The 20,975-nt window shown below is 62.1% G+C and carries 19 protein-coding genes; 9 read left to right on the forward strand and 10 right to left on the reverse strand.

Annotation, left to right across the window (positions count from 1 at the left end; translation table 11 throughout):
* Positions 1 to 5 precede the first annotated feature (5 nt).
* Entirely contained in the window at positions 6 to 1,889 is a 1,884-nt protein-coding gene (locus A3AU_RS0113365; RefSeq protein ID WP_027053282.1) for a glycosyltransferase family 2 protein, read from the reverse strand.
* Between the two features lie 618 nt (positions 1,890 to 2,507).
* Between A3AU_RS0113365 and A3AU_RS0113370 the strand changes: the two genes are divergently transcribed.
* Entirely contained in the window at positions 2,508 to 3,431 is a 924-nt protein-coding gene (locus A3AU_RS0113370; protein ID WP_027053283.1) for a glycoside hydrolase family 26 protein, read from the forward strand.
* Between the two features lie 63 nt (positions 3,432 to 3,494).
* On the forward strand, positions 3,495 to 4,010 hold the full coding sequence (locus A3AU_RS0113375; RefSeq protein ID WP_027053284.1) for a DUF995 domain-containing protein: 516 nt from the start codon (positions 3,495 to 3,497) through the stop codon (positions 4,008 to 4,010).
* A 36-nt stretch (positions 4,011 to 4,046) separates the two neighbouring features.
* Here the strand turns inward: A3AU_RS0113375 and A3AU_RS0113380 are convergent, their stop codons facing one another.
* Entirely contained in the window at positions 4,047 to 4,496 is a 450-nt protein-coding gene (locus A3AU_RS0113380; RefSeq protein WP_027053285.1) for a DNA polymerase III subunit chi, read from the reverse strand.
* A gap of 9 nt (positions 4,497 to 4,505) precedes the next feature.
* The gene (locus A3AU_RS0113385; RefSeq protein ID WP_027053286.1) at positions 4,506 to 6,017 is read right to left on the reverse strand and encodes a leucyl aminopeptidase; all 1,512 of its coding nucleotides are present in this window, start codon (positions 6,015 to 6,017) and stop codon (positions 4,506 to 4,508) included.
* Positions 6,018 to 6,381: 364 nt separating this feature from the next.
* Between A3AU_RS0113385 and lptF the strand changes: the two genes are divergently transcribed.
* The 7 genes from lptF to A3AU_RS0113420 all read left to right on the forward strand — a co-directional run bounded on the left by lptF (position 6,382) and on the right by A3AU_RS0113420 (position 14,305).
* Complete coding sequence (gene lptF / locus A3AU_RS0113390) at positions 6,382 to 7,584, forward strand: LPS export ABC transporter permease LptF (protein ID WP_027053287.1); 1,203 nt, start codon at positions 6,382 to 6,384, stop codon at positions 7,582 to 7,584.
* Positions 7,581 to 8,666: an LPS export ABC transporter permease LptG gene (gene lptG / locus A3AU_RS0113395; RefSeq protein WP_027053288.1), complete on the forward strand. Its 1,086-nt coding sequence runs from the start codon at positions 7,581 to 7,583 to the stop codon at positions 8,664 to 8,666. The genes lptF and lptG overlap by 4 nt, the downstream gene beginning before the upstream one ends.
* The gene (locus A3AU_RS0113400) at positions 8,666 to 11,059 is read left to right on the forward strand and encodes an LPS-assembly protein LptD (RefSeq protein WP_027053289.1); all 2,394 of its coding nucleotides are present in this window, start codon (positions 8,666 to 8,668) and stop codon (positions 11,057 to 11,059) included. Before lptG ends, A3AU_RS0113400 begins: the two co-directional genes overlap by 1 nt.
* Positions 11,060 to 11,148: 89 nt before the next feature.
* Positions 11,149 to 12,081: a peptidylprolyl isomerase gene (locus A3AU_RS0113405; RefSeq protein WP_027053290.1), complete on the forward strand. Its 933-nt coding sequence runs from the start codon at positions 11,149 to 11,151 to the stop codon at positions 12,079 to 12,081.
* 1 nt (position 12,082) lies between these two features.
* Positions 12,083 to 13,111 (forward strand): 4-hydroxythreonine-4-phosphate dehydrogenase PdxA, encoded by a 1,029-nt coding sequence (gene pdxA / locus A3AU_RS0113410; protein WP_027053291.1) that lies wholly within the window; start codon positions 12,083 to 12,085, stop codon positions 13,109 to 13,111.
* Positions 13,108 to 13,944, forward strand: a complete 837-nt coding sequence (rsmA, locus tag A3AU_RS0113415; protein WP_027053292.1) for a 16S rRNA (adenine(1518)-N(6)/adenine(1519)-N(6))-dimethyltransferase RsmA — start codon at positions 13,108 to 13,110, stop codon at positions 13,942 to 13,944. The genes pdxA and rsmA overlap by 4 nt, the downstream gene beginning before the upstream one ends.
* Positions 13,945 to 14,011: 67 nt before the next feature.
* Positions 14,012 to 14,305, forward strand: a complete 294-nt coding sequence (locus tag A3AU_RS0113420; protein WP_027053293.1) for a DUF1330 domain-containing protein — start codon at positions 14,012 to 14,014, stop codon at positions 14,303 to 14,305.
* 6 nt (positions 14,306 to 14,311) lie between these two features.
* Here the strand turns inward: A3AU_RS0113420 and gmk are convergent, their stop codons facing one another.
* The 7 genes from gmk to fabD all read right to left on the reverse strand — a co-directional run bounded on the left by gmk (position 14,312) and on the right by fabD (position 20,887).
* Positions 14,312 to 14,968, reverse strand: a complete 657-nt coding sequence (gene gmk / locus A3AU_RS0113425) for a guanylate kinase (RefSeq protein WP_027053294.1) — start codon at positions 14,966 to 14,968, stop codon at positions 14,312 to 14,314.
* 21 nt (positions 14,969 to 14,989) lie between these two features.
* Positions 14,990 to 15,880, reverse strand: coding sequence for a YicC/YloC family endoribonuclease (locus A3AU_RS0113430; protein WP_027053295.1), 891 nt, complete (start codon positions 15,878 to 15,880; stop codon positions 14,990 to 14,992).
* 159 nt (positions 15,881 to 16,039) lie between these two features.
* Positions 16,040 to 17,308, reverse strand: coding sequence for an endolytic transglycosylase MltG (gene mltG / locus A3AU_RS0113435; protein WP_027053296.1), 1,269 nt, complete (start codon positions 17,306 to 17,308; stop codon positions 16,040 to 16,042).
* Between the two features lie 102 nt (positions 17,309 to 17,410).
* Positions 17,411 to 18,673 (reverse strand): beta-ketoacyl-ACP synthase II, encoded by a 1,263-nt coding sequence (gene fabF / locus A3AU_RS0113440; RefSeq protein WP_027053297.1) that lies wholly within the window; start codon positions 18,671 to 18,673, stop codon positions 17,411 to 17,413.
* A 34-nt stretch (positions 18,674 to 18,707) separates the two neighbouring features.
* Positions 18,708 to 18,944 (reverse strand): acyl carrier protein, encoded by a 237-nt coding sequence (locus A3AU_RS0113445; protein ID WP_006203723.1) that lies wholly within the window; start codon positions 18,942 to 18,944, stop codon positions 18,708 to 18,710.
* Between the two features lie 197 nt (positions 18,945 to 19,141).
* A complete protein-coding gene (gene fabG, locus A3AU_RS0113450; protein WP_027053298.1) occupies positions 19,142 to 19,879 on the reverse strand; it encodes a 3-oxoacyl-[acyl-carrier-protein] reductase in 738 nt (245 codons plus the stop codon).
* A 60-nt stretch (positions 19,880 to 19,939) separates the two neighbouring features.
* Positions 19,940 to 20,887: an ACP S-malonyltransferase gene (fabD, locus tag A3AU_RS0113455; RefSeq protein WP_027053299.1), complete on the reverse strand. Its 948-nt coding sequence runs from the start codon at positions 20,885 to 20,887 to the stop codon at positions 19,940 to 19,942.
* Positions 20,888 to 20,975: the final 88 nt, after the last annotated feature.

Genomic DNA, 20,975 nt, shown 5'->3' on the forward strand with positions numbered 1-20,975 from the left:
TCCGATTATCTGACAACTGCTGGATTCCATCCCGGGTCAAAATGGAACGTGCGTGTTCCGATTCCCCCACGGCCAGCGCCCGAGACCGGATAAGCCACGGTAATGATGCGCACACTGCCTGCGCCCTGCTGCAGTCCATATATGCCTTCCAGGCCACGGTCATAAAACGCGGCTCCCGGGACGGAGAGCGCGACACTGGCCAGCACGGCCTGCAAGGCAAGTTTAGCGACATTGCGCCGCAACGAAATTCTGTTCTCCACGAGGTGCCTGGCGATGATCACGACCACGAGCAACCCGTAGATGAAGGCGTTGAAGGCCGCGAACCAGTAGAAGCCGGTGGCGTCCGAAGCGCGCTCGACGAGAAGGACCGGCAGTGAGGCACAGACTGCAAGCGCCACGTAGGGAACGATAACGCGGGCAGGCAGGAGATTTTTCGGGCCGCTGCCTTTTGGGGTAACCCGAAAATCGACGAACGACTTGGTCAGATAATCACGTATGGACGACAACGTGCCCGCCAGCACCCACGGCCAACGCGCAAAGAAGGAGAACAACGTTCCTTCCCAACTGATCGTTTTTGCGGTGAGCGGACGTGACAAACCGAAAGCCTTCAGTAGCGCCACGAGGAGAATCAAGGATATGGAATTCGGTGCATAGTAACAAAGAAAATCGCCATAAGTCACATTGGCAAAGCTCCGCCCCGACAAAAGTGCATAGATCGGCATGACATACATCAGTAGCGAGAAGAAGGCGAACAGCGGATACCAAAGCTGCCGAAACAGAAACTGGAACTTGAGCCGCGGCGTCAGCTTGGAAAGATAGATGGGTGAGTATTCCAACAAGATGGTCATCAGGCTTCGCGACCACTGGAATTCCTGCGTGACAAGATCGGCAAAGGTCTGGGGCCCATCGCCATGGGCGATGGCGTCGATGGCATGCACGCCGCGCCATCCGGCCGAGATGAACAGCATGGAAGTCGAGTGGTCCTCGGCCAATTCCGGGCCAAGGCCGCCGACTTGCTTGAGCGCGGCCGTCCGCACCGCATAATGCGAGCCGATGCAGAGCGGCGTTCCGTCGCCGGTGTGGCCGGACTGTAGGGGGCCGTGGAACATCCCTTCCGGAAACAGCCGGCTGCGCGCCGACCAGCTCTCGGCGGCATTGTTGTCGCAAATGCTAGGCGCCGAAACGTAACCAATCGCAGGGTCGGCAAACGCGGCCAGAATTTTCCTGAGATAGGATGGTGTCGGCACGTGGTCGGCATCCATCTGGGCGACGAAGTCGTAGCGTTCATAGCCATAATGGTCGTAGAAGAACGCTAGGTTCCCCTCTTTGCAGCGCGTTCGGCGCGGCCAGGTCTTGCGGTGATAATCTGCTCGCCCGCGCCGCGACGAAATCATGACGTTGTGGGCATCGCACCAGGCGACGGTATCCTCGGATGGGTCCTCGTCGGCCAGCCAGGTATCATGCGCATAATCCTGCGCCAGCATTGCCTCGAGGGTTCGTGCGACCACGGAGAACGGTTCGGACGGAGCCTTGGTCACCACCATCGCGACCCTCGAATGTTTCGGGACCGTGTGTAGCCCGGAGGGTTTTTTCATCGCATGCACGTTCACGAGAAAATACAGCGGCATGCATGTCAGCCATACGAGCGTGAGCGACGCCAACATGTATGGAAAGATGTGTTCGACGTGCTCGGGCTGCAGCCACCAGAACCAGAAAAATCCAAAAGAGACTGACCAGCAAGCCAGTCCCAACGTCCAGATACGCTGCTGGGTGGCCGACAGGACGGGGACGAGAAAAGGAGCCTCCTCCACCGCCTTGGCCAGCGCCACTCCAGGCCGCCGTCTCGACCTGGTATTACCGCTGATGGATCCTGCCGAGGAAATACTCATACACGTACCGCCGCCACTCGAAACGTCGGCCGAAACGAAGACCGACGAACTCCAACCCCGCCCCAGAATCCGTCCGCGCTTTCTTAGAGTCAACTAAATTAAGCGTTCATTAACTATGCTCCTTGAGAACTGGTTAACTTAACGCATTGAATCGCGATACGAATTCCCATTGGATACTGGCCACGTACCCGGTCTGAAATGGCGTGCCGGCAAAATTGGACGTTGGAGAGTTCGCGGACGGTTGGCCCAAATTTTCACAGAACCGTCATGCCCCAAGGGCTGCGTTAACCATGTTGCGAACACCATAGTTAAGCAACTGTTAATTGCACTTGACTCTTGGCCCCGACCGGCTCTTAAATTAGTCAGGGATGATATATCGGGATGTTGACGCGAATTTGTGAGTATCGCGGCGAATTCTCTCTCTAGCTCCTTTGTGTTGGTGCCTTGAGAGACTACTAAATGGTGGGCTTCGTGCATCGCGCGCCACCAATCGCTTGGAAATCCCACAGATTCCCCCAACTGAGCCGATTGGTTTTGGGTGGTCGTATCGACTCCGCGTCGATGCGCAGTGGCGACGCTTTGACTTCCACGGGAAGTTGAGGTGAATGGAGAACAAACATGAAAAACTGTGCGGCAAGTGCACTTGCAATCACGCTGGCGTTGGGCGCAAGCATGACATTCCCGACTGCGGGAAGTGCTGGCTCCACTGCGGTTACGGACCCCGTCCAGACGAGCAGTGCGGCTTCTGCGTTCGGATCCTACGATCCCTACGGAGACTTCAGCACCGACAAGACCGCGAGCATCGAGGAGTTGTTCCTGCCTTGGGAAGACGTTGACCTGGCGAGCCTTCCCCTGGCCGATGCCTATGCCCTTCAGCGCAACCGGTCACTCTTGATCACCATCGAGCCGTGGACCTGGTCGAAGGACTGGCGCATTACCCCGAACGAACTGCGCGACGGCATATTGAGCGGCAAGTATGACGCCAACATGCAGGCAATCTGCAATCTGGTGGGGGCCATGAAGAGCCCGGTCACCATTCGCTGGGCGCAGGAAATGGAGGACAAGAACGGCCGCTTCACGTGGGCCAACTGGGCACCCAAGGACTGGATCGCTGCCTACAAGCGCGAGGTCGATATCTGCCGCAAGGCTGCTCCCGCCGCCAAATACATGTGGTCACCCAAAGGCGAAGCGGGCCTGGAGAAATACTACCCCGGCGACGACTACGTCGACGTCATCGGCCTGTCAGTGTTCGGCCTGCAGAAGAAGGACAATGACGAGACCGGCCGTGACCGTACGTTCGCCGAGACGCTGAAGCCCGGCTATGACCGCGTCGCGGGTTTCAACAAGCCGATCGAGGTGGCCGAACTCGGCTATGTCGGCAAGCAGGAATATGTTTCGCAATGGGCCGCCGATTCCCGCAAATCCTATTCGGAGTTTCCGGCTCTGACGTCGGTCGTCTACTTCAACCAGAAGGAAGTGTGGCCATGGCTGGGTGGCTATGGGCTGCCCGATTGGAGGGTTACCCAGCACATATTGCCCTAAACTTACTGCGTCGCGTGCAAGTGCAAGCGTAATTGGGTAGCGCCAAGTAGTAGGGGTAGGGTCGTGAAACGAGTCTTGGGGAATTTCATTGGAACGGCAGTTGGCTGTTCCATCGCTCTCGTTGCTTTCCAGCTTCCGGCAATGGCCAAGACGGCGGCGCAAGTCGCCGACCTGGCCATGAAGGCCGAGGTGGTGCCCGATGAAGGCATCTACCAGATGTATAAGAACCGGTCGTGGCTCTGGGGCCGAAACGGTGCGGGCTATTTTGCTGTGCAGCGCCGTCAATTCAACGCTTGGACCTCGGACAAGGGCAAGCTCGGTTATGGCGACGGCATCTGGTTCATTCCTGGAGGTGGCAAGCTTTGCTTCCGCGCAAAATGGCACGGCGCCGCAGGTGACGCCAATGCGCTTTCCTGCTTCGAACATCGCCAGTCCGGCAGAATCATCTACCAGCGCCGCATTCCAGATGGTACGTGGTATGTCTTCAGGAGCTCGCATCGCAACCTGGCGGACGAGTTCATGAAATTGAAATGCGGCGACCACGTCACCCGGAAAGAAAAGCGGATCAAAGCGATGTAGTAGGCATCGCCAGTCGCGGGAAGCCACAGGGCTAAATCAAGCCTTGCGCTCCCAGCGGCGGTCAGATGTCTGCTGCCAGTAGGTCACGGCGTGGCCCGCATCCTTCATCGTCTTCCAATGCGCTCTGGCCGCCTCGAGCTGGGCGGCGTCGTGGCCGTCGAACAGGAACACGGCGCGCTCGTAGCCGGCAAGGTCGGGCGGCGCCGCGCCGTCGACCAGGAACCTTATCCTGGCCTCGTTGGGATTGCCGTCGCCGGTGGTCAAGAGGATGGGCTGTTCGCCGGGATAGGCCTCACGATCAGTGGCGTGTGCCAGGAAAGAATCGTCCCGGAAGGTCCACAGATGCTGGTCGAGCGCGTCGCGGCGTTCCTCGGTGCCGGTCTGCACCACCGCGCGCCAGCCGCGATCGACGCTGCGCTCGAGCAGGCCCGGCAGTGCATCCTCCAGCGTCGATTCAGTCAGATGGTAGAACAGCACGTCGGCCATGGATCGAGGTCAGCTCTCGTAGTGATCGCGCACCAGCCGGTCGAGCAGCCGCACGCCGAAGCCTGAACCCCAGGACTGATTGATCTCGCTCGACGGCGACCCCATCGCCGTACCGGCAATGTCGAGATGTGCCCAGGGTGTGTCCTTGACGAAGCGCTGCAGGAATTGTGCCGCGATGATGGCGCCACCATAACGGCCGCCGATGTTCTTCATGTCGGCGTTCTTGGAATCGATCAGCTTGTCGTATTCAGCGCCAAGCGGCATGCGCCACAACCGTTCCTGTGTCGCCTGCCCCGCCGCCGTCAGCCGTTCCGCCAATTCATCATTGTTGGAAAACAGACCGGCATAATGCAGTCCGAGCGCGACCATGATGGCACCGGTCAGCGTCGCCAGATTGACCATGAATTTCGGCTGGAAGCGGTCGTTGCAATACCACAGCGCATCGGCCAGAACGAGCCGCCCTTCGGCGTCGGTGTTGAGCACCTCGATGGTCTGGCCCGACATCGAGGTGACGATGTCGCCGGGACGCTGGGCATGACCATCGACGGCGTTTTCGACCAAGCCGATGATGCCGACGACATTGGCCTTCGCCTTGCGCGCGGCCAGGGCGTGCATCAGGCCGGTCACGGCGGCGGCGCCACCCATGTCGCCCTTCATGTCCTCCATTCCCGATGCCGGCTTCATCGAATTGCCGCCAGTGTCGAAGGTAACGCCCTTGCCGACGAAGGCGACCGGGCTGTCCTTGGGTTTGCCGCCGTTCCACTGCATGACCGCCATCCGCGCGCCGCGGGGCGAGCCCTGTGCGACGCCGAGCAGCGAGCCCATGCCAAGCTTCTTCATCTCCTTCTCGGCCAGGATCTCGACCTTGACGCCGAGCGCCTCGAGTTCCTTGGCCTGGGCGGCGAACTCAACGGGTCCCAATATGTTCGCCGGTTCGTTGACCAGGTCGCGCGCCAGAAGCACGCCGTCGACTACCGCCTCGACTTCCGCGAAGGCCTTCTTGGCACCTGCCGGGTCGGCGGTGTGGATGGTCACCTTGATCGGCTTTTTCGGGTCGGCCCTTGCGTCATCCTTGTCCTTCCTTGTCTTGTATTTGTCGAAGGAATAGCTGCGCAGGAGAATGCCCGCCGCGAGATTGGCGGCGTCCTTGCCGCCGGTCACGGCTCCGACGAGATCGAGCACCACGGCGACGTCGGTTGCCTTGCGCAGCGACGCTGCAATCGTGCCGCCGAGTTTCAGCCAGGCGGTCTCGTCGAGCCCCGACGCCTTGCCGGCGCCGATCGCGACCAGTCTGTCGAGCGACGTTCCCTCCGGCGCCAGAATCTCGACGACGCCGGCGAACTTTCCCGTGAACTCGGCCACCGGAAAGGCCCGTTCCAGCGTATTGCCGGGATCGTAGACCCGGGCGGCACCGCTCAGGCCACCGTCATCCGCCGACAGCACGAAGACCACGCCCTTCCTGTTCGCCGCCGTCTGAGGCGCGGCGAATTTTGCAAAGGCGATCGACGGTCTGGGGTTCATCATGTCCTGCTTTCGGGGATTGCGCGATGATGCGCGACGCGGTTTGAAGCGATCCGCGACATTTGGTCGTTTTCCGGCATTTGGCAAGACTTTGCCAAAATGGCTACCCATATGAGACATGGAATCGATGGCGATTCGTCGCGGCACGGCCCCGCTTCATGCCGCAACCTGTTGTTAACCATCGATGTTCGCCTTTTCTTATCCATTCCCTCCGACACTCCGGTCCATTGCGGCACGCGACGTGGGACGGGAACCGGATCGCCTGCCTGATCGAGCCCATCGGAGCCAGTTGTGCGGGCGTCGCCGGACAGCTACCCTTGACGTGGTGGCATGATGCCGTTCGAGAAAATCGAGTAAAGCCTTCATGAAGGTCGTTGAACGCTACATCATGCGCCGCGCTTTCGTGGTCTTTCTGGCAGCGCTGGTCTGGACGCTGGCCATCGTGTGGACCACGCAGGTGCTGGCCAAGATCGATCTGGTTACCGACAGCGGCCAGTCGTCGCTGACCTTCTTCGAGGTCGCCGCCCTCATTCTTCCCTCGATCATCCCGATCGTCGTGCCTTTCGCGCTGGTCGTGGCGGTCGCCCAGACGCTCAGCGTCATGAATTCAGATTCCGAACTCGCCGTCGTCAACGCCGCCGGCGCCTCGCGCTGGACGATCGTGCGGCCAATCATGCTTCTGGCCCTCGCGGCCAGCGTTTTTTCCTTTGCCGTCGACAACGGCATCGACCCCTATGCACGACAGAAGAACCGCGCCTTGGTGGCGGAGTCGCGCGCCGATCTGTTGACGCTGATCATCCAGGAAGGCACCTTCCGCAAGATCGAGGACGGGCTGTTCCTGCAGATTGGCGAGCGGCTTCCAGACAATCGGCTGGGCGGCATCTTCGTCGCCGATTCGCGCGAGGAAGGCGTCAATCTCGTCTACTACGCCAAGACCGGCAGCGTCGTCGAACGCGGCGGCGAAAAAGTGCTGATGATGAATGACGGCGTCATCCACCGTAAAACGCTGACCGGCGACCTCAGCGTCATCCGGTTCACCTCCTATGCCTTCGACATGTCGGCCTTCATGGCGGCGGCCTCCCAGGTGACGCTGCTGCCGAAGGACCAGACAACCCAGTACCTGCTCAATCCAAGCCCCAACGACAAGAATTTTCAGCAGAACCCGCAGGAGTACCGCGCAGAAATCGACCAGCGGTTTTCGGAATGGACCTATTCCATGGTGTTCGCGCTGATCGCGCTTGCGGTCGCTGGTGACGCGCGCTCGCATCGCGAGGCCCGCGTCAATCCTTTGATCACGGCCATCACGATTTCCCTGTTCGTGCGCTGGCTGGGTTTCTTCGCCGCCAGCAAGGCCGATGAGGTGCCGCAATACGCCTATATGGTCTATGGCGTGCCCATCGTGGCTTCCGCGGTGGCCATCTGGTTCATCGTCTCGAACCGGACCATGGAACTGCCGGTGGCCTGGGCGGACTGGATGACGAACCTGGCCAGCCGCGTCGGTGACGGCTGGAATGCCCTCAAGCTGCGTTGGTCCAGGCGCGGCACGTCAGGTCAGGGGATCGGCTGATGGGCTGGACGCTGGGCCGTTATTTCTTCTTCCGCTACGTAACGATCACGATCTGGTTCTTCCTGGGTCTGCTGGCTCTGGTGTTCCTGATCGATTTCACCGAGCTGTCCGGCCGCACCACCGGCCTGCCCGGCTTCACCTATGGAACGGCGGTGGCCATTTCGGGCCTTCGCATGCCGATGATCATGCTGCAGACGGTGCCGTTTGTCGGCCTGTTCTCGGCGATGGCGACACTGGTTTCGCTCAACCGGCGCTACGAGTTGGTCATCGCGCGGTCCGCCGGCGTTTCCGCCTGGCAGTTCCTTTTGCCATGTTGCATTGGAGCGTTGCTGTTCGGCTTTGTGTCGGTCGGGCTCATCAACCCGCTCGCCGCGCACGCCTTCTCCTTGTCCGAGCAGATCGAGACCCAGTTGCGCTCCGGCAAATCAAACACGGTTTCGGCCGATGCCGCCCCCTGGATTCGGCAGAAAACCAGTAGCGGTGACACCATCATCGGCGCCCGGGCCATCCTGAACCAGGGCCTGGAGATGTCTGACGCCGTCTTTTTCGTCCTCGACCAGCAAGGCAATATCGTCGAGCGCAAGGACGCCGCGCGCGCTTACCTGCGGGACGGTTATTGGGAATTGCAGGATGTGAAGACCTTCAGAAACGGCACCATCCAGCCTGCGGCCAGCGATCGTGTGCCGACCAATCTGAAGCCCGAATTCGTGCAGGAGCGGCTGGCTCGCCCGGAGACCATTCCGTTCTACGACCTGCCTGGAAAAATCGAGGTTGCCCGTTCCTTCGGCCTCAAGGCAAATGCCTTTGCCATGCAGTTCGATTCGCTGGTGGCGCTGCCGTTCCTCCTCGTCGCCATGACGCTGATTGCGGCAACAGTTTCAATGCGATTTGCCAGGATGGGACAATCGGCAACGATGATTCTGGGTGGCGTCGTGGCCGGGTTTCTGCTTTATGTCGTTTCGGTCCTGGTGAAGGCATTCGGCGTGGCGGGATTCGTGCCGACCGCCATAGCCGCCTGGGTGCCGGTCGTGGTAGCTATGTTCTTCGGGGTGACTTTCCTGCTATACAAGGAAGACGGCTAGTGAGGGAGGCGTTTTTGCCCAGCAACAGGCAGGCCAATCTGGCGCGCCTCTATGCGGCGACCGCCTTGGCATGCCTGCTCGCCTGCGCCGTGCCGTTGCCTGCGTTCGCCCAGGAAGTCGGCAAGATGACGACCAACGTTCCGTCCGGCTCGCAGATGCTGCTGGCGGCCGACACGCTGGTCTACAACAACGACAACCAGACGGTGACCGCCGTCGGTGGTGTGCAGATCGACTATGGCGGCAACCGCCTCGTCGCCCAGAAGGTCATTTACGACCGCAACACCAAGCGGATGGTTGCCACCGGCAATGTTGAAATCGTCAACAGCGACGGCACCAAGATCAATTCGCAGCATATCGATATCACCGACGATTTCGCCGACGGTTTCGTCAACGCGCTGCGCGTTGAAACCATCGACAAGGCCTATTTCGCCGCCGAGAGCGCCGAACGCATGGGCGGCGTGCTGACCACCTTCCACAACGGCGTCTACACCGCCTGCGAACCCTGCGAAGACAAGCCCGACAAAGCGCCGACCTGGCGCGTGAAAGCCAGGAAGATCATCTGGAACGGTGAGAAGAAGACGGTTCGCTTCGAGAATGCGAATTTCGAATTCTTCGGCTTTCCGCTCGCCTACCTGCCGGCGTTCGAGATCGCCGACCCCACGGTAAAGCGCAAGAGCGGCTTCCTGATCCCCAGCATCAGCTACAACAGCCACCTTGGATACAGCGTCAAGGTCCCCTATTATTTCGCCCTTTCGCCGACATATGACCTGACGGTGACGGGAAGCGGCTACACCAAGCAAGGTTTCCTTGGAGAGGCCGAGTGGCGCCAGCGCTTCAACAATGGCGAATACACATTGAAGATCGCCGGGATTCAGCAACAGAATCCAGACGCCTTCATCGACAGCAACGGCCGCAACGTCGATTCGGGCGCGGGCGATCCAAACAAATTCCGCGGCATGATGGGTACGCAAGGGCAGTTCGCCATCAATGATCGCTGGAACTTCGGCTGGGACATACTGCTGCAGACCGACAAGAACTTCTCGAGCACCTATAACATCGACAAGTACAATGCCGGCGTCCACCAGTCGACAGTTTACCTGACGGGCCTCAATGGCCGAAATTACTTCGACGTGCGCGCCATGCATTTCGACGTTCAAGAAAACACCATCGACAGCACCGCGCGCAGCGGCCAGCAGCCTTGGGTGATGCCTTCACTCGACTACGCCTATATTCCCGATACGTCGGTTGCCGGCGGGCAGTTGTCGTTTAATGTCAATACGCGGGTCATCCGCCGCGATGATCTCGATGACGGCTCGACTATACCTACGGTGCGCGTGCCCGGCCTCGTGGGCGAATCCGGGCGCCTCACCGCCGAGTCCGAATGGAAAAGGACATTCGTCACTGATGACGGGCTGGTGCTGACACCATTGCTGGCGCTGCAGGGTGACGTCGATTACCTTAACACATCATCGGGTTCGCTCGCCGCCGTCAACCAGATGGCGACAAATTTGGGCCAACAAGACGACATGCGCTCATCGTTTGCCCGTTACATGGCAACCGCCGGGCTTGAAATGAGCTGGCCGATGCTGTTCTCCATGGCCAGCGGGTCCAGCCATGTTTTCGAGCCGATGGCGCAGGTCTTTATGCGTCCGAATGAACAATATGTCGGCGGTCTCGCCATTCCGAACGAAGATGCCCAGAGCATGGTGTTCGACGCGACCACGCTTTTCGAGCGCGACAAATTCTCCGGCTATGACCGCATCGAGGGCGGCTCGCGCGCCAATGTCGGCTTCCGCTATTCCGGCTCCTACATCAACGGCTGGGGCACCAATGCCATCTTCGGCCAGTCCTATCAGCTTGGCGGCGCGAACTCCTTCGCGGCGCCGGATCTGGTCAATGTCGGCGCCGAATCAGGCCTTCAGACTTCCAAGTCCGATTATGTTGGCCTGTTCGGCATCAACAGCCCGAACGGCTTCGCTGCCTCGGTCAGCGGACGCTTCGACGAGCAGACGTTCGAAGTACGCCGCGCTGAACTGAAGGCCGCCTATTCAGGCCTGCCGGTGTCGCTCAGCGCCAAATACGCCTTCATCGAGGCCCAGCCGCTCTACGGTTTCACCACCGACCGTCATGAAGTCACTCTGGGCGCGTCGACGCATCTTGCCCAGAACTGGCGCGTGTTCGGCACAGGCACCTACGACCTGCAGGAAGGCCTGCTGGTCAAGGATGGCGTCGGCTTCGCCTACAACGACTCCTGCTTCACCTATCTGATGACGTATGCTCAGTCGCGTGACCTGAACACCAGGGAAGTGACGCAGAGCATCGGCTTCAACCTGTCGTTCCGCACCCTCGGCGACTTTGGCTCGTCGACCAACGCAATCGACACCATCCAGTAGCCGGCGAGACATCGTTTCGCCGCATAGGGCTGGCACGGATTCGCGCGCCCGGAAGAGGACGAATTGAGCGGGACCGGGATAGAATTGGGATGCTAATGATGAGGAAATACCTCTTTTCAGCAGGGTTCGCGCTGCTTGTGGCGGCGACTTCCGTGTCTATGGCCGTCATGACGCCGCCGGCTTTCGCCAGCGCGATCAAGTATGTCGTCAACGACATACCAATCACGTCAGGCGATATCGCGCATCGCGCCGCCTTCTTGAAGCTGCAGCGCAAGAAGGGCGACGCCGCCCAAGAAATGATCGACCAGACGCTGCGCCTGGCCGAAGCCAAGCGGCTTGGCATACGCATCAGCGACGCCCAGGTCGAGGCTGCCTATCAGCGCTTTGCTTCCGGCAACAAGATGCAGCTCAGCCAGCTCGACGGCGTGATGGAAAAGTCCGGCGTCGGCAAGGATCATTTCAAGGAATTCATCCGCGCCCAGATGGCCTGGAACCAGGCCTTGAGCGCGCGTTACCGGTCCGGCGAAGGCGGCAGCGTAACCGAGCAGGATGCGGTCAGGCGCATGCTCGACAAGGGCGGAGCCAAGCCGAGCGCAACCGAGTACATGCTGCAGCAGGTCATCTTCGTCGTGCCGGCGGCCGAACGCAGCGCGACGCTGGCCAAGCGCAAGCGCGAGGCCGATGCCATGCGCGCCCGCTTCAACGGCTGCAACACGACGCGCGAGTTCGCCAAGGGTCTGATCGACGTCACGGTTCGCGATCTGGGCCGGGTGCTGGCGCCGCAATTGCCGCCGGACTGGGCCGAGCAGATCAAGGCGACCAAGGTTGGCGGCGCCACCGTCACGCGCGAAACCGAGCGCGGCGTAGAGTTCATCGGCATCTGCTCATCGCGCGAAGTGTCGGACGACAAGACGGCCCAGATGGTGTTCCAGAGCGAAGGCTCCAACGACAAGGCCGCCGACGACCTCAGCAAGAAATACGTCGACGAGCTGAAGGCGAAAGCCCGCATCGTCAAGCGCTGACGTGAAGATCGCGACGACCGCGCTGGCGCTGAGCGTCGGCGATCCATCCGGCATCGGCCCCGAAATCGCCATCGCCGCCTTCCTGGCGCGCGCGGCGGCCGGCGTGTCCGCCTTCTACCTTTTGGCTGATCCGGCGCTGATCGCCTCAAGGGCACGCCAGTTGGGCGTGTCGGTGCCGATCGTCGAGACAACGCCGATGCAAGCGGCGGAGGTTTTCGCCCATGCCCTGCCGATCGTCCCACTGGCGGCCCGGTTCATCGACAGCCCCGGCCGGCCGGATCCGGCCAATGCGGCCGGCACCGTCGAAGCCATCGACCGCGCTGTGGCCGCCTGCCTAGCCGGCGACGCGGCGGCCGTGGTTACCTGCCCGATCGCCAAGAAGCCGCTCTACGATGCCGGATTCCGCTTTCCCGGCCACACCGAGTATCTGGCGCATCTTGCGGCACGGCACAGCGGTGTCGACGCAATGCCAGTCATGATGCTGGCAGGCCCCGACTTGCGCACGGTTCCCGTCACCATCCACATCGCCCTGGCCGAGGTGCCGAAGACCCTGACCACCGAGCTGATCGTGGCGACCGCGCGCATCACCGCGGCCGACCTCGCCAGCCGCTTCGGCATCGCCAGGCCGAGACTTGCCATTGCCGGCCTCAATCCGCATGCCGGTGAAGGCGGCTCCATGGGCCTGGAGGACGAGCATGTCGTGCGCCCGGCAGTCGACATGCTGCGCGCCGAAGGCATCGATGCTTTCGGCCCGCTCCCGGCCGATACGCTGTTCCATGCCCGGGCGCGGGCAGGCTACGACGCGGCACTTTGCATGTATCACGACCAGGCCCTGATCCCGGCCAAGACGCTAGCCTTCGACGAGGCGGTCAACGTCACGCTCGGCCTGCCTTTCATCCGCACCTCGCCTGACCACGGCACCGCCTTCGACATCGCCGGCAAGGGCATTGCGCGGCCCGGCAGCCTGATCGCGGCGCTGAAGCTCGCCAGAAGGCTCGCCGACACCGACAAAAAGGTCGCGGCCGCATGAGCATCGACGGGTTGCCACCCCTGCGCGACGTCATCGAGCGCCACGGGCTGCAGGCAAGAAAGGCGCTTGGCCAGAATTTCCTGCTCGACCTCAATTTGACCGGCAAGATCGCACGCAGTGCTGGCGATCTGACAAACACCGCGGTGATCGAGGTTGGTCCGGGGCCAGGCGGCCTGACAAGGGCGCTGCTTGCCAACGGCGCCCCCCGGGTCGTCGCCATCGAACGCGATGAACGCTGCCTGGCTGCCCTTGCCGAAATCTCCGCGCATTATCCCGGCAGGCTGCACGTGATTTCCGGCGACGCGCTGAAGACCGACTTCGCCGCCCTCGCCTCTTCGGCCGGTGACAATGGTCAGGTGCGGATCGTGGCCAACCTGCCATACAACATCGGCACGGAGCTGCTCGTCCGATGGCTGACGGTCCCGGCCTGGCCGCCCTTCTACGCCTCGATGACACTCATGTTCCAGCGTGAGGTGGCCCAGCGCATCGTCGCCGCGCCCGGCAGCGACGCCTATGGCAGGCTTGGCGTGCTGGCAGGTTGGCGCACGCAGGCCAGGATCGCCTTCGACGTGCCGCCCCAAGCCTTCACGCCGCCTCCCAAGGTCACCTCTTCGGTGGTGCATCTGGAGCCGCGTCCGACGCCCCTGCCCACCGACGTGAAGAAACTCGGTCATGTCACCGAAGCCGCCTTCGGCCAACGACGGAAGATGCTGAGGCAGAGTGTGAAAAGCCTCGGCGGCGAGGCCTTGCTCGAGCGCGCGGGCATCGACCCTACCCGACGAGCGGAAACGCTAAGCGTGGAGGAATTTGTCCGGCTGACTAACGCGGTATAGCGCTGGCAAGCCTGGAATTCCCACAATCAAGACATAGATGGTCCGGCGAACATGCCGGAGAACCAGAATGCCTGCCTATGTCATTTCCGATGTCACGGTCCGTAACGAAGCGGCGTTCCAGACGTACCGCTCGCGTGCCGCAGCCTCTATCGCACAGTATGGAGGGCGTTATCTGGTGCGCGGCGGCGAGGTGGATATCCTGGAAGGCGAGTGGCATCCTGGGCCGCTGATCGTCGTCGAATTTCCCGACATCGAGCAGGCGCGGCGCTGGTACGCATCCGTCGAGTATGCCGCGGCGCTGGACGTGCGCGACGCCGCGCTCAGCAGACATCTGATCCTGATCGATGGCATGGCGCCATGACCAGCGTTAGACCGTCTTTTCGTCCAGCAATCCAGACACGAAATCGAAGAGACCGGGCCGGCGGTCGCGCCGCAGCCGCTCGGCCACGACGATGCCACGCACTTCGGCGAAGGCGCGGTCGAGATCGTCATTGACGATGACGAAATCATATTCCTTCCAGTGCTCGATCTCGTTGCGGGCGTTCTTTAGCCGCGTCTCGATCACCGCTTCCTGGTCTTCGGCGCGGCGCTTCAGCCGCGCCTTCAATTCCTTCATCGACGGCGGCAGGATGAAGATCGAGACGATGTCGGCGCGCATCTTCTCCTTGAGCTGCTGAGCGCCTTGCCAGTCTATGTCGAACAGCATGTCGCGGCCCTGCGCCAACGCCAGTTCGGCGGGTTCGCGCGGCGTCGCATAGCAATTGCCGTGCACTTCGGCCCACTCCAGCAGCGCGTCGGAATCGCGCAACCGCTCGAACTCGCGCATGGTGCGGAAATGGTAGTGAACACCCTCGATCTCCGAGCCGCGCCGCGGTCTGGTGGTGACCGAGACCGACAGTTCGAGGCTGGAATCGCTTTCCAGGAGGTTGCGTGCGATTGTCGACTTGCCGGCACCCGATGGTGACGACAGCACGAGCATCAGCCCCCGGCGGCGGATGCGGGACCCCAAATCCCTGGGAACCATCGGTTCCTTGGCAACCATCGGCTACTCCAGATTCTGGACCTGTTCACGAAACTGGTCGACCACGGCCTTCAGCTCAAGTCCGATCGCGGTGACGGCTGCGGCGTTCGACTTCGAGCACAGCGTATTCGATTCGCGGTTAAATTCCTGTGCCAGAAAATCGAGCTTACGGCCGACGGCGCCGCCGCCCTCAAGCAGGGCCCGGCCGGATGCGACGTGCGTTCTCAGCCGGTCGATCTCTTCGCGGATGTCAGCCTTGGTGGCAAGGAACGCCGCCTCCATATGCAGCCGGCTCGCATCCAGATTGGCGGACGCGTCCATCAGCAGCCTGACCTGCTCGACGATGCGTTCACGGATCGCTGCCGTCTCGCGTGACGGATCCGCCTCCGCGCGCAGCGTCAGTGCCTCGATGGCGTCGATGTGGCCGGACAAAAGCAAAGCCAGGGCCGCGCCCTCGCCTTGCCGTGCCTGCTCCAGCCCTTTCATCGCCACGTCGAGCGCGGCCATGATTGCGATGTCGAGCGCGGCGCGCGCCTCTTCGGTTTCCACGGTTTCGGGAATGTCGAGCACGCCACGCAGCGACAACAACCCATCGGCCGTGGCGGCAGCAACGCCGAATTGCTCCTGCAGGCGCTTGGCGAGACCCGCAAGGTCTTTCAGAAAGACCTCGTTGACAACGGGTTGCGCCTGCGCGCCCGCGGCGCGGCCGATGGTCAGCGTCGCCTGGAAATTGCCCCGGGCGAAACGCTTCTGCAGCGTTTGCCTGACAGCCGGCTCCAGCCGCTCGAAACCCTGCGGCAGCCGCAGCCGCACCTCGACGCTCTTGCCGTTGACGGACTTGACCTCCCAGGCGATCGAGGTGCCGTCATGCTCGGCGACGGCACGCGCAAATCCGGTCATGCTCTGCAAATTCATGTCGTCCTGCACACCCCTGGCGCATCACCCCGAAACCAGTTTTCCGGACAGGGGCAAGTGCTGCTTGAAAATGACCACGCCGTGGGTGCGTCGAAATCGGACGCGTGGCGTTCCTTCAAATGTCAGGCTGTCGCCTTCCCGGCAACGCCTTTCTTCGTCCTACTGGGCATTGCCCGCATCGCCGCCGGCATCGCCATTGTCGACCCCGGTGCCGTCGCTGCCATCAACAGGCTTGTCGGCGGTGGGCTTGTCGGCATTGCCACTAGCACCAGGGGCTGCGGCGGCCTTGGCGGCATCATCGGCCTGCTTCTTCTGCAACGCACGATAACGGGCGACGTTCTCATTGTGCTCGTCGAGCGTCGCGGCAAAGACGTGGCCGCCCGTGCCGTCGGCGACGAAATAGAGATCGTCGGTCTTCGATGGATTGGCCACGGCCTCGAGCGCCGCGCGGCCCGGATTGGCGATGGGCGTCGGCGGCAAGCCGCTGATCACATAGGTGTTGTAGGGCGTCTGCTTCTGGATGTCCGACTGGTAGATCGGGCGATCCGCGGGCTTTCCCTTGCCGCCGAACAGACCATAGATGATGGTCGGATCGGATTGCAGGCGCATGCCCTTGGCCAACCGGTTGAGGAAGACGGCGGCGACGCGCGAACGCTCGTCACCCCTGCCGGTTTCCTTCTCGACGATCGAGGCGAGCGTGACGAAGTCCTCGATATTGGCCAGCGGCAGGTCCGGCGCGCGCCGCTGCCATACTTCGTCGACCAGCTTCTTCTGATCGGCCACCAACTTGTCGATCATCTGCTGGCGCGTCGCGCCGCGGGTGAAGCGCAGCGTGTCGGTGGCGAGGCTTCCCTCAGGAGGGGTTGTCGCCGGCATGTCGCCGCTCAAGGCCGGTTCGTCGGCGATACGCTGTAAGGCCTGGTCAACCGTCAGCCCTTCCGGAATGGTCAGCGAGTACATCACCGACTTGCCGCTCTTCAACAGTTCCATGATGTCGCGCATGGATGCTCTGGGCTTGATCTCGTATTCGCCGGCCTTGAGCGCGGAATCGTTGCCGAAGGCACGCACGCCGAGGCGGAAGACGCGGGCGTCGCTGATTAGCCCCCGGCGCTCAAGCTGATCGGCGATGTCCTGGACGCCGGTATTCGCCTTGACCAGGAAGGTGTCGCCATTGGCCGAGGGACCGGGTTCGGTGAATGCCTGCTTGCCGAAGTAAAGCGCCGCGCCCGCCGCCAGAACCATCAACATCACCAAGGAGATGACGAAGTTCATGAACACGACGACCTGACTGCGCGAAGCGCGCGAGCGCTTCGGCGGCGGCGTTCCGGCCTCCGGCCGCAAGGCCTCGCTGGCCGTCTTCGGTACGATCGGCCCGGTATTCGCCGGCCGCTGCCCGAATTCTCCGTTGCCCGACGGATTTGTGTTCATTTTGCCCTACCGTTTGATCGCCCAACGAATCCCCTGCGGCAGAGTAGGGGCGAATATGGCAAAATTGACGGCAGACCGAAGCATCGCCCGGCAGCCGGACGGTCAGCCATTGTAGCGCTGGAACACCAGCGATGCGTTGGTGCCGCCGAAACCGAAGGAATTAGATAGCGCCACGTCGATCTGGCGGGAGCGAGGCTTGTTTGGCACCAGGTCGATCGCGGTTTCGCGCTCGGGGTTGTCGAGATTGATGGTCGCCGGCGCGACATTGTCGCGGATGGCGAGGATCGAAAAGATCGCTTCGGCGGCACCCGCCGCGCCGAGGAGGTGGCCGATCGACGACTTGGTCGACGACATCGAAATCTTCGACGCGGCATTGCCGACAAGCCGCTCGACGGCGCCGAGTTCAATCGTGTCGGCCATGGTCGAAGTGCCGTGCGCATTGATGTAATCGACATCGGCGGGCGTGAGCTTGGCCCGGTTCAACGCTGCAGTCATGCAACGGAAAGCGCCGTCGCCATCCTCCGACGGGGCCGTGATATGATAGGCATCGCCAGTAAGACCGTAGCCGGTCACCTCGGCATAGATTTTCGCTCCGCGCGCCTTGGCGTGCTCAAGCTCTTCCAACACCACAACCCCGGCCCCCTCGCCCATGACGAAGCCGTCGCGGTCACGATCATAAGGACGCGACGCCGTCTGCGGGGTGTCATTGCGATCGGTCGACAGCGCGCGGCAGGCGGCGAAGCCGGCAATCGACAGCCTTGTCACCGGCGCTTCGGCGCCGCCGGCGACCATGACATCGGCATCGCCCCACATGATCAGCCGGGCCGCATCGCCGATGGCATGCGCGCCGGTCGAACAGGCCGTGACGACGGCATGGTTCGGGCCCTTCAGCCCGTGCCGGATCGACACCTGACCGGAGACGAGATTGATGATCTGGCCCGGGATGAAGAAGGGGCTGATGCGGCGCGGACCGCGCTCCTTGAGGATCATCGCGTTCTCGGCGATGCCGTCGATGCCGCCAATGCCCGAACCGATGAGCACGCCGGTGGCGCACTGCTCTTCGTGGGTCTTGGGTTCCCAGCCGGAATCCTTCAGCGCTTCATCGGCGGCGGCAATCCCATAGAGGATGAAATCGCCGATCTTGCGCAATTCCTTCGGCTCGAGCACGGCCTCGGGATTGAAGGTGGCATTGCTGCCGTCACCACGCGGAACGACGTGGGCGATCTTGCAGGCAAGATCCTCCACCTCGAACTCGGTGATGCGCTTGGCAGCGCTGCGGCCGGTCAGCAGTTCCTTCCAGCTGTGCTCGAAGCCCATGCCGAACGGCGACAACAACCCAAGGCCCGTGACGACGACACGCCTCATCGCAGGTCCTCCCCGGTGATGACTGCGGAAAGCGTCAGGCCGAAGCCTTGTCGATGTACTTCACCGCGTCGCCGACGGTCAGGATGGTCTCGGCCGCGTCGTCGGGAATCTCGACCCCGAATTCTTCTTCGAACGCCATGACGAGTTCGACCGTGTCGAGGCTATCAGCGCCCAGATCATCGATGAAGCTCGCCTGCTCCGTCACTTTGTCGGCATCGACGCCAAGGTGCTCGATGACGATCTTCTTGACGCGCTCTGCGGTGTCACTCATTTGGGCATCCTCGTCTTTTGTTTGTCTGTCTTCGTTAGCGGGCAGAATGCCGCTAATCAAGCTGAAAGATGGTCCTGCCGGAAACGCAACGGCACTGACCGGTTTTTGCCCGAACCGCCGGGTTGCGGGCCGCATTACACGAAAAATAGCTGAGGTCCAAGGCGAAATGGTCTCTTTTCACAGCCCTGCCGTATCCGTCAAATCATCGCCATGCCGCCGTTGACATGGACGGTCTGGCCGGTGACGTAGGCCGCTTCGTTGGAGGCGAGGTAGGCAACCGCAGACGCCACTTCAACACTCGTGCCCATGCGACGGGTCGGAATAGCCGCCATGATCGCCTCTTTCTGCTTGTCGTTGAGCTTGTCGGTCATGGCCGATTCGATGAAGCCCGGCGCAACGCAGTTGACGGTGATGTTGCGGGTGGCGATCTCCTGCGCCAGCGATTTGGAGAAGCCGATCATCCCGGCCTTTGAGGCGCAGTAGTTGGTCTGGCCGGGATTGCCGGTCACGCCGACCACCGAGGTGATGTTGATGATGCGGCCATGGCGGCGGCGCATCATCGGGTGGGTAAGTTCACGGGTCAGCCGGAACACGGCGGTCAGATTGACCTCGAGCACCGAGTCCCAGTCGGCGTCCGACATGCGCACGAACAGGCCGTCCTTGGTGATGCCGGCATTGTTGACCAGGATGTCGACGCCTTCAAGTTCGGCCTCCGCCTTCTGGCCAAGTGCCTTGACCTCGTCGCGGTTCGACAGATTGGCCGGAAACAGCTTTACGCGGTCGCCGAGTTCGGCAGCCAGCGTCTCCAGTTTCTCGATGCGGGTGCCGTGCAGGCCAACGATCGCGCCCTGCGCATGCAGTATCCGGGCGATCGCCTCGCCGATACCTCCCGATGCGCCGGTGACGAGCGCCTTGCGGCCGGTCAGTTCGAACATTTCTTGTCTCCTGATCTGAGAGAACAGCCTTCACACGGAAGGGGTCAAATCGCCAGCGGATTATGCAAGCGCTGCCAGCGCGGCCTCGACATCGGCAGCCGTGCCGACAGCACCCGTGGCGATGTCGCGGTTGATGCGCCGCGCCAGGCCCGAAAGCACCTTGCCGGCGCCGATCTCGTAAAGCGTTGTGACACCATTGGCGCCGAACCATTCCACGGTTTCGCGCCAGCGCACGCGGCCGGTTATCTGCTCGACCAGGCGCCGCGCGATCTCGTCGGGATCGCTTGTCGGGGTCACGGTGACGTTGGACAGCACGGGCACCGCCGGCCCATGCTTCGTCACACCGGCGAGCGCCTCGCGCATGACGTTCGCCGCCGGCGCCATCAGCGCCGAATGGAAGGGTGCCGAGACCTGCAGCATCAGCGCCCGCTTGGCGCCCTTTTCAGTGCACAGTTTTGCCGCCAGTTCGACCGCGGCCCTGGCGCCGGAAATAACCAGCTGACCGCCGCCATTGTCGTTGGCGATCTGGCAGACCTTGCCGGCCCCTTGCGCGGCCTCGAGGCAAGCGGCTTCGACATCTGCCTGCTCCAGCCCGATGATCGCCGCCATGGCGCCTTCGCCTGCCGGCACCGCCGCCTGCATGGCGTTGCCGCGGATGCGCAGCAGCCGGGCGGCATCGGCAACGGAAACAAACCCGGCGGCGGCAAGGGCCGAATACTCGCCTAACGAATGGCCGGCGACATAGGCGACCTTATCCTTCAGCGAAAAACCGCGCGCTTCAAGCGCCCTGATCGCCGCGAGCGATACGGCCATCAGCGCCGGCTGCGCGTTGGCCGTCAGCGTCAAGGTCTCCTCCGGGCCTTCCCAGATCAGCTTCGACAGGTTTTCGCCGAGCGCTTCGTCGACTTCCTGGAAGATCCTGCGCGCCTCGGGAAAGGCGTCGGCGAGATCCTTGCCCATGCCGACAGCCTGGCTGCCTTGTCCCGGAAAGGTGAATGCGACGGCCATACGAGGGCTCCCGAAGACTGGTTTTGCTTGCCTGATAACACGAATTTTCCCTGCCTGTGGCGCAAGGCAGGCTGCCAAGTCAAGCCCG

It is taken from the genome of Mesorhizobium erdmanii USDA 3471 (genome assembly GCF_000472705.1).
Classification (GTDB): domain Bacteria; phylum Pseudomonadota; class Alphaproteobacteria; order Rhizobiales; family Rhizobiaceae; genus Mesorhizobium; species Mesorhizobium erdmanii.

What these genes read in the sequence shown, in the direction of transcription:
- A3AU_RS0113430 (WP_027053295.1), bottom strand. Translation starts at nt 15,880, where the DNA reads ATGAATTTGCAGAGCATGACCGGATTTGCGCGTGCCGTCGCCGAGCAT.
- A3AU_RS0113405 (WP_027053290.1), top strand. Translation starts at nt 11,149, where the DNA reads ATGCTAATGATGAGGAAATACCTCTTTTCAGCAGGGTTCGCGCTGCTT.
- A3AU_RS0113380 (WP_027053285.1), bottom strand. Translation starts at nt 4,496, where the DNA reads ATGGCCGACGTGCTGTTCTACCATCTGACTGAATCGACGCTGGAGGAT.
- mltG (WP_027053296.1), bottom strand. Translation starts at nt 17,308, where the DNA reads ATGAACACAAATCCGTCGGGCAACGGAGAATTCGGGCAGCGGCCGGCG.
- lptF (WP_027053287.1), top strand. Translation starts at nt 6,382, where the DNA reads ATGAAGGTCGTTGAACGCTACATCATGCGCCGCGCTTTCGTGGTCTTT.
- A3AU_RS0113370 (WP_027053283.1), top strand. Translation starts at nt 2,508, where the DNA reads ATGAAAAACTGTGCGGCAAGTGCACTTGCAATCACGCTGGCGTTGGGC.
- fabD (WP_027053299.1), bottom strand. Translation starts at nt 20,887, where the DNA reads ATGGCCGTCGCATTCACCTTTCCGGGACAAGGCAGCCAGGCTGTCGGC.
- fabF (WP_027053297.1), bottom strand. Translation starts at nt 18,673, where the DNA reads ATGAGGCGTGTCGTCGTCACGGGCCTTGGGTTGTTGTCGCCGTTCGGC.
- A3AU_RS0113385 (WP_027053286.1), bottom strand. Translation starts at nt 6,017, where the DNA reads ATGAACCCCAGACCGTCGATCGCCTTTGCAAAATTCGCCGCGCCTCAG.
- A3AU_RS0113420 (WP_027053293.1), top strand. Translation starts at nt 14,012, where the DNA reads ATGCCTGCCTATGTCATTTCCGATGTCACGGTCCGTAACGAAGCGGCG.
- fabG (WP_027053298.1), bottom strand. Translation starts at nt 19,879, where the DNA reads ATGTTCGAACTGACCGGCCGCAAGGCGCTCGTCACCGGCGCATCGGGA.
- A3AU_RS0113445 (WP_006203723.1), bottom strand. Translation starts at nt 18,944, where the DNA reads ATGAGTGACACCGCAGAGCGCGTCAAGAAGATCGTCATCGAGCACCTT.
- gmk (WP_027053294.1), bottom strand. Translation starts at nt 14,968, where the DNA reads ATGGTTCCCAGGGATTTGGGGTCCCGCATCCGCCGCCGGGGGCTGATG.
- A3AU_RS0113365 (WP_027053282.1), bottom strand. Translation starts at nt 1,889, where the DNA reads ATGAGTATTTCCTCGGCAGGATCCATCAGCGGTAATACCAGGTCGAGA.
- rsmA (WP_027053292.1), top strand. Translation starts at nt 13,108, where the DNA reads ATGAGCATCGACGGGTTGCCACCCCTGCGCGACGTCATCGAGCGCCAC.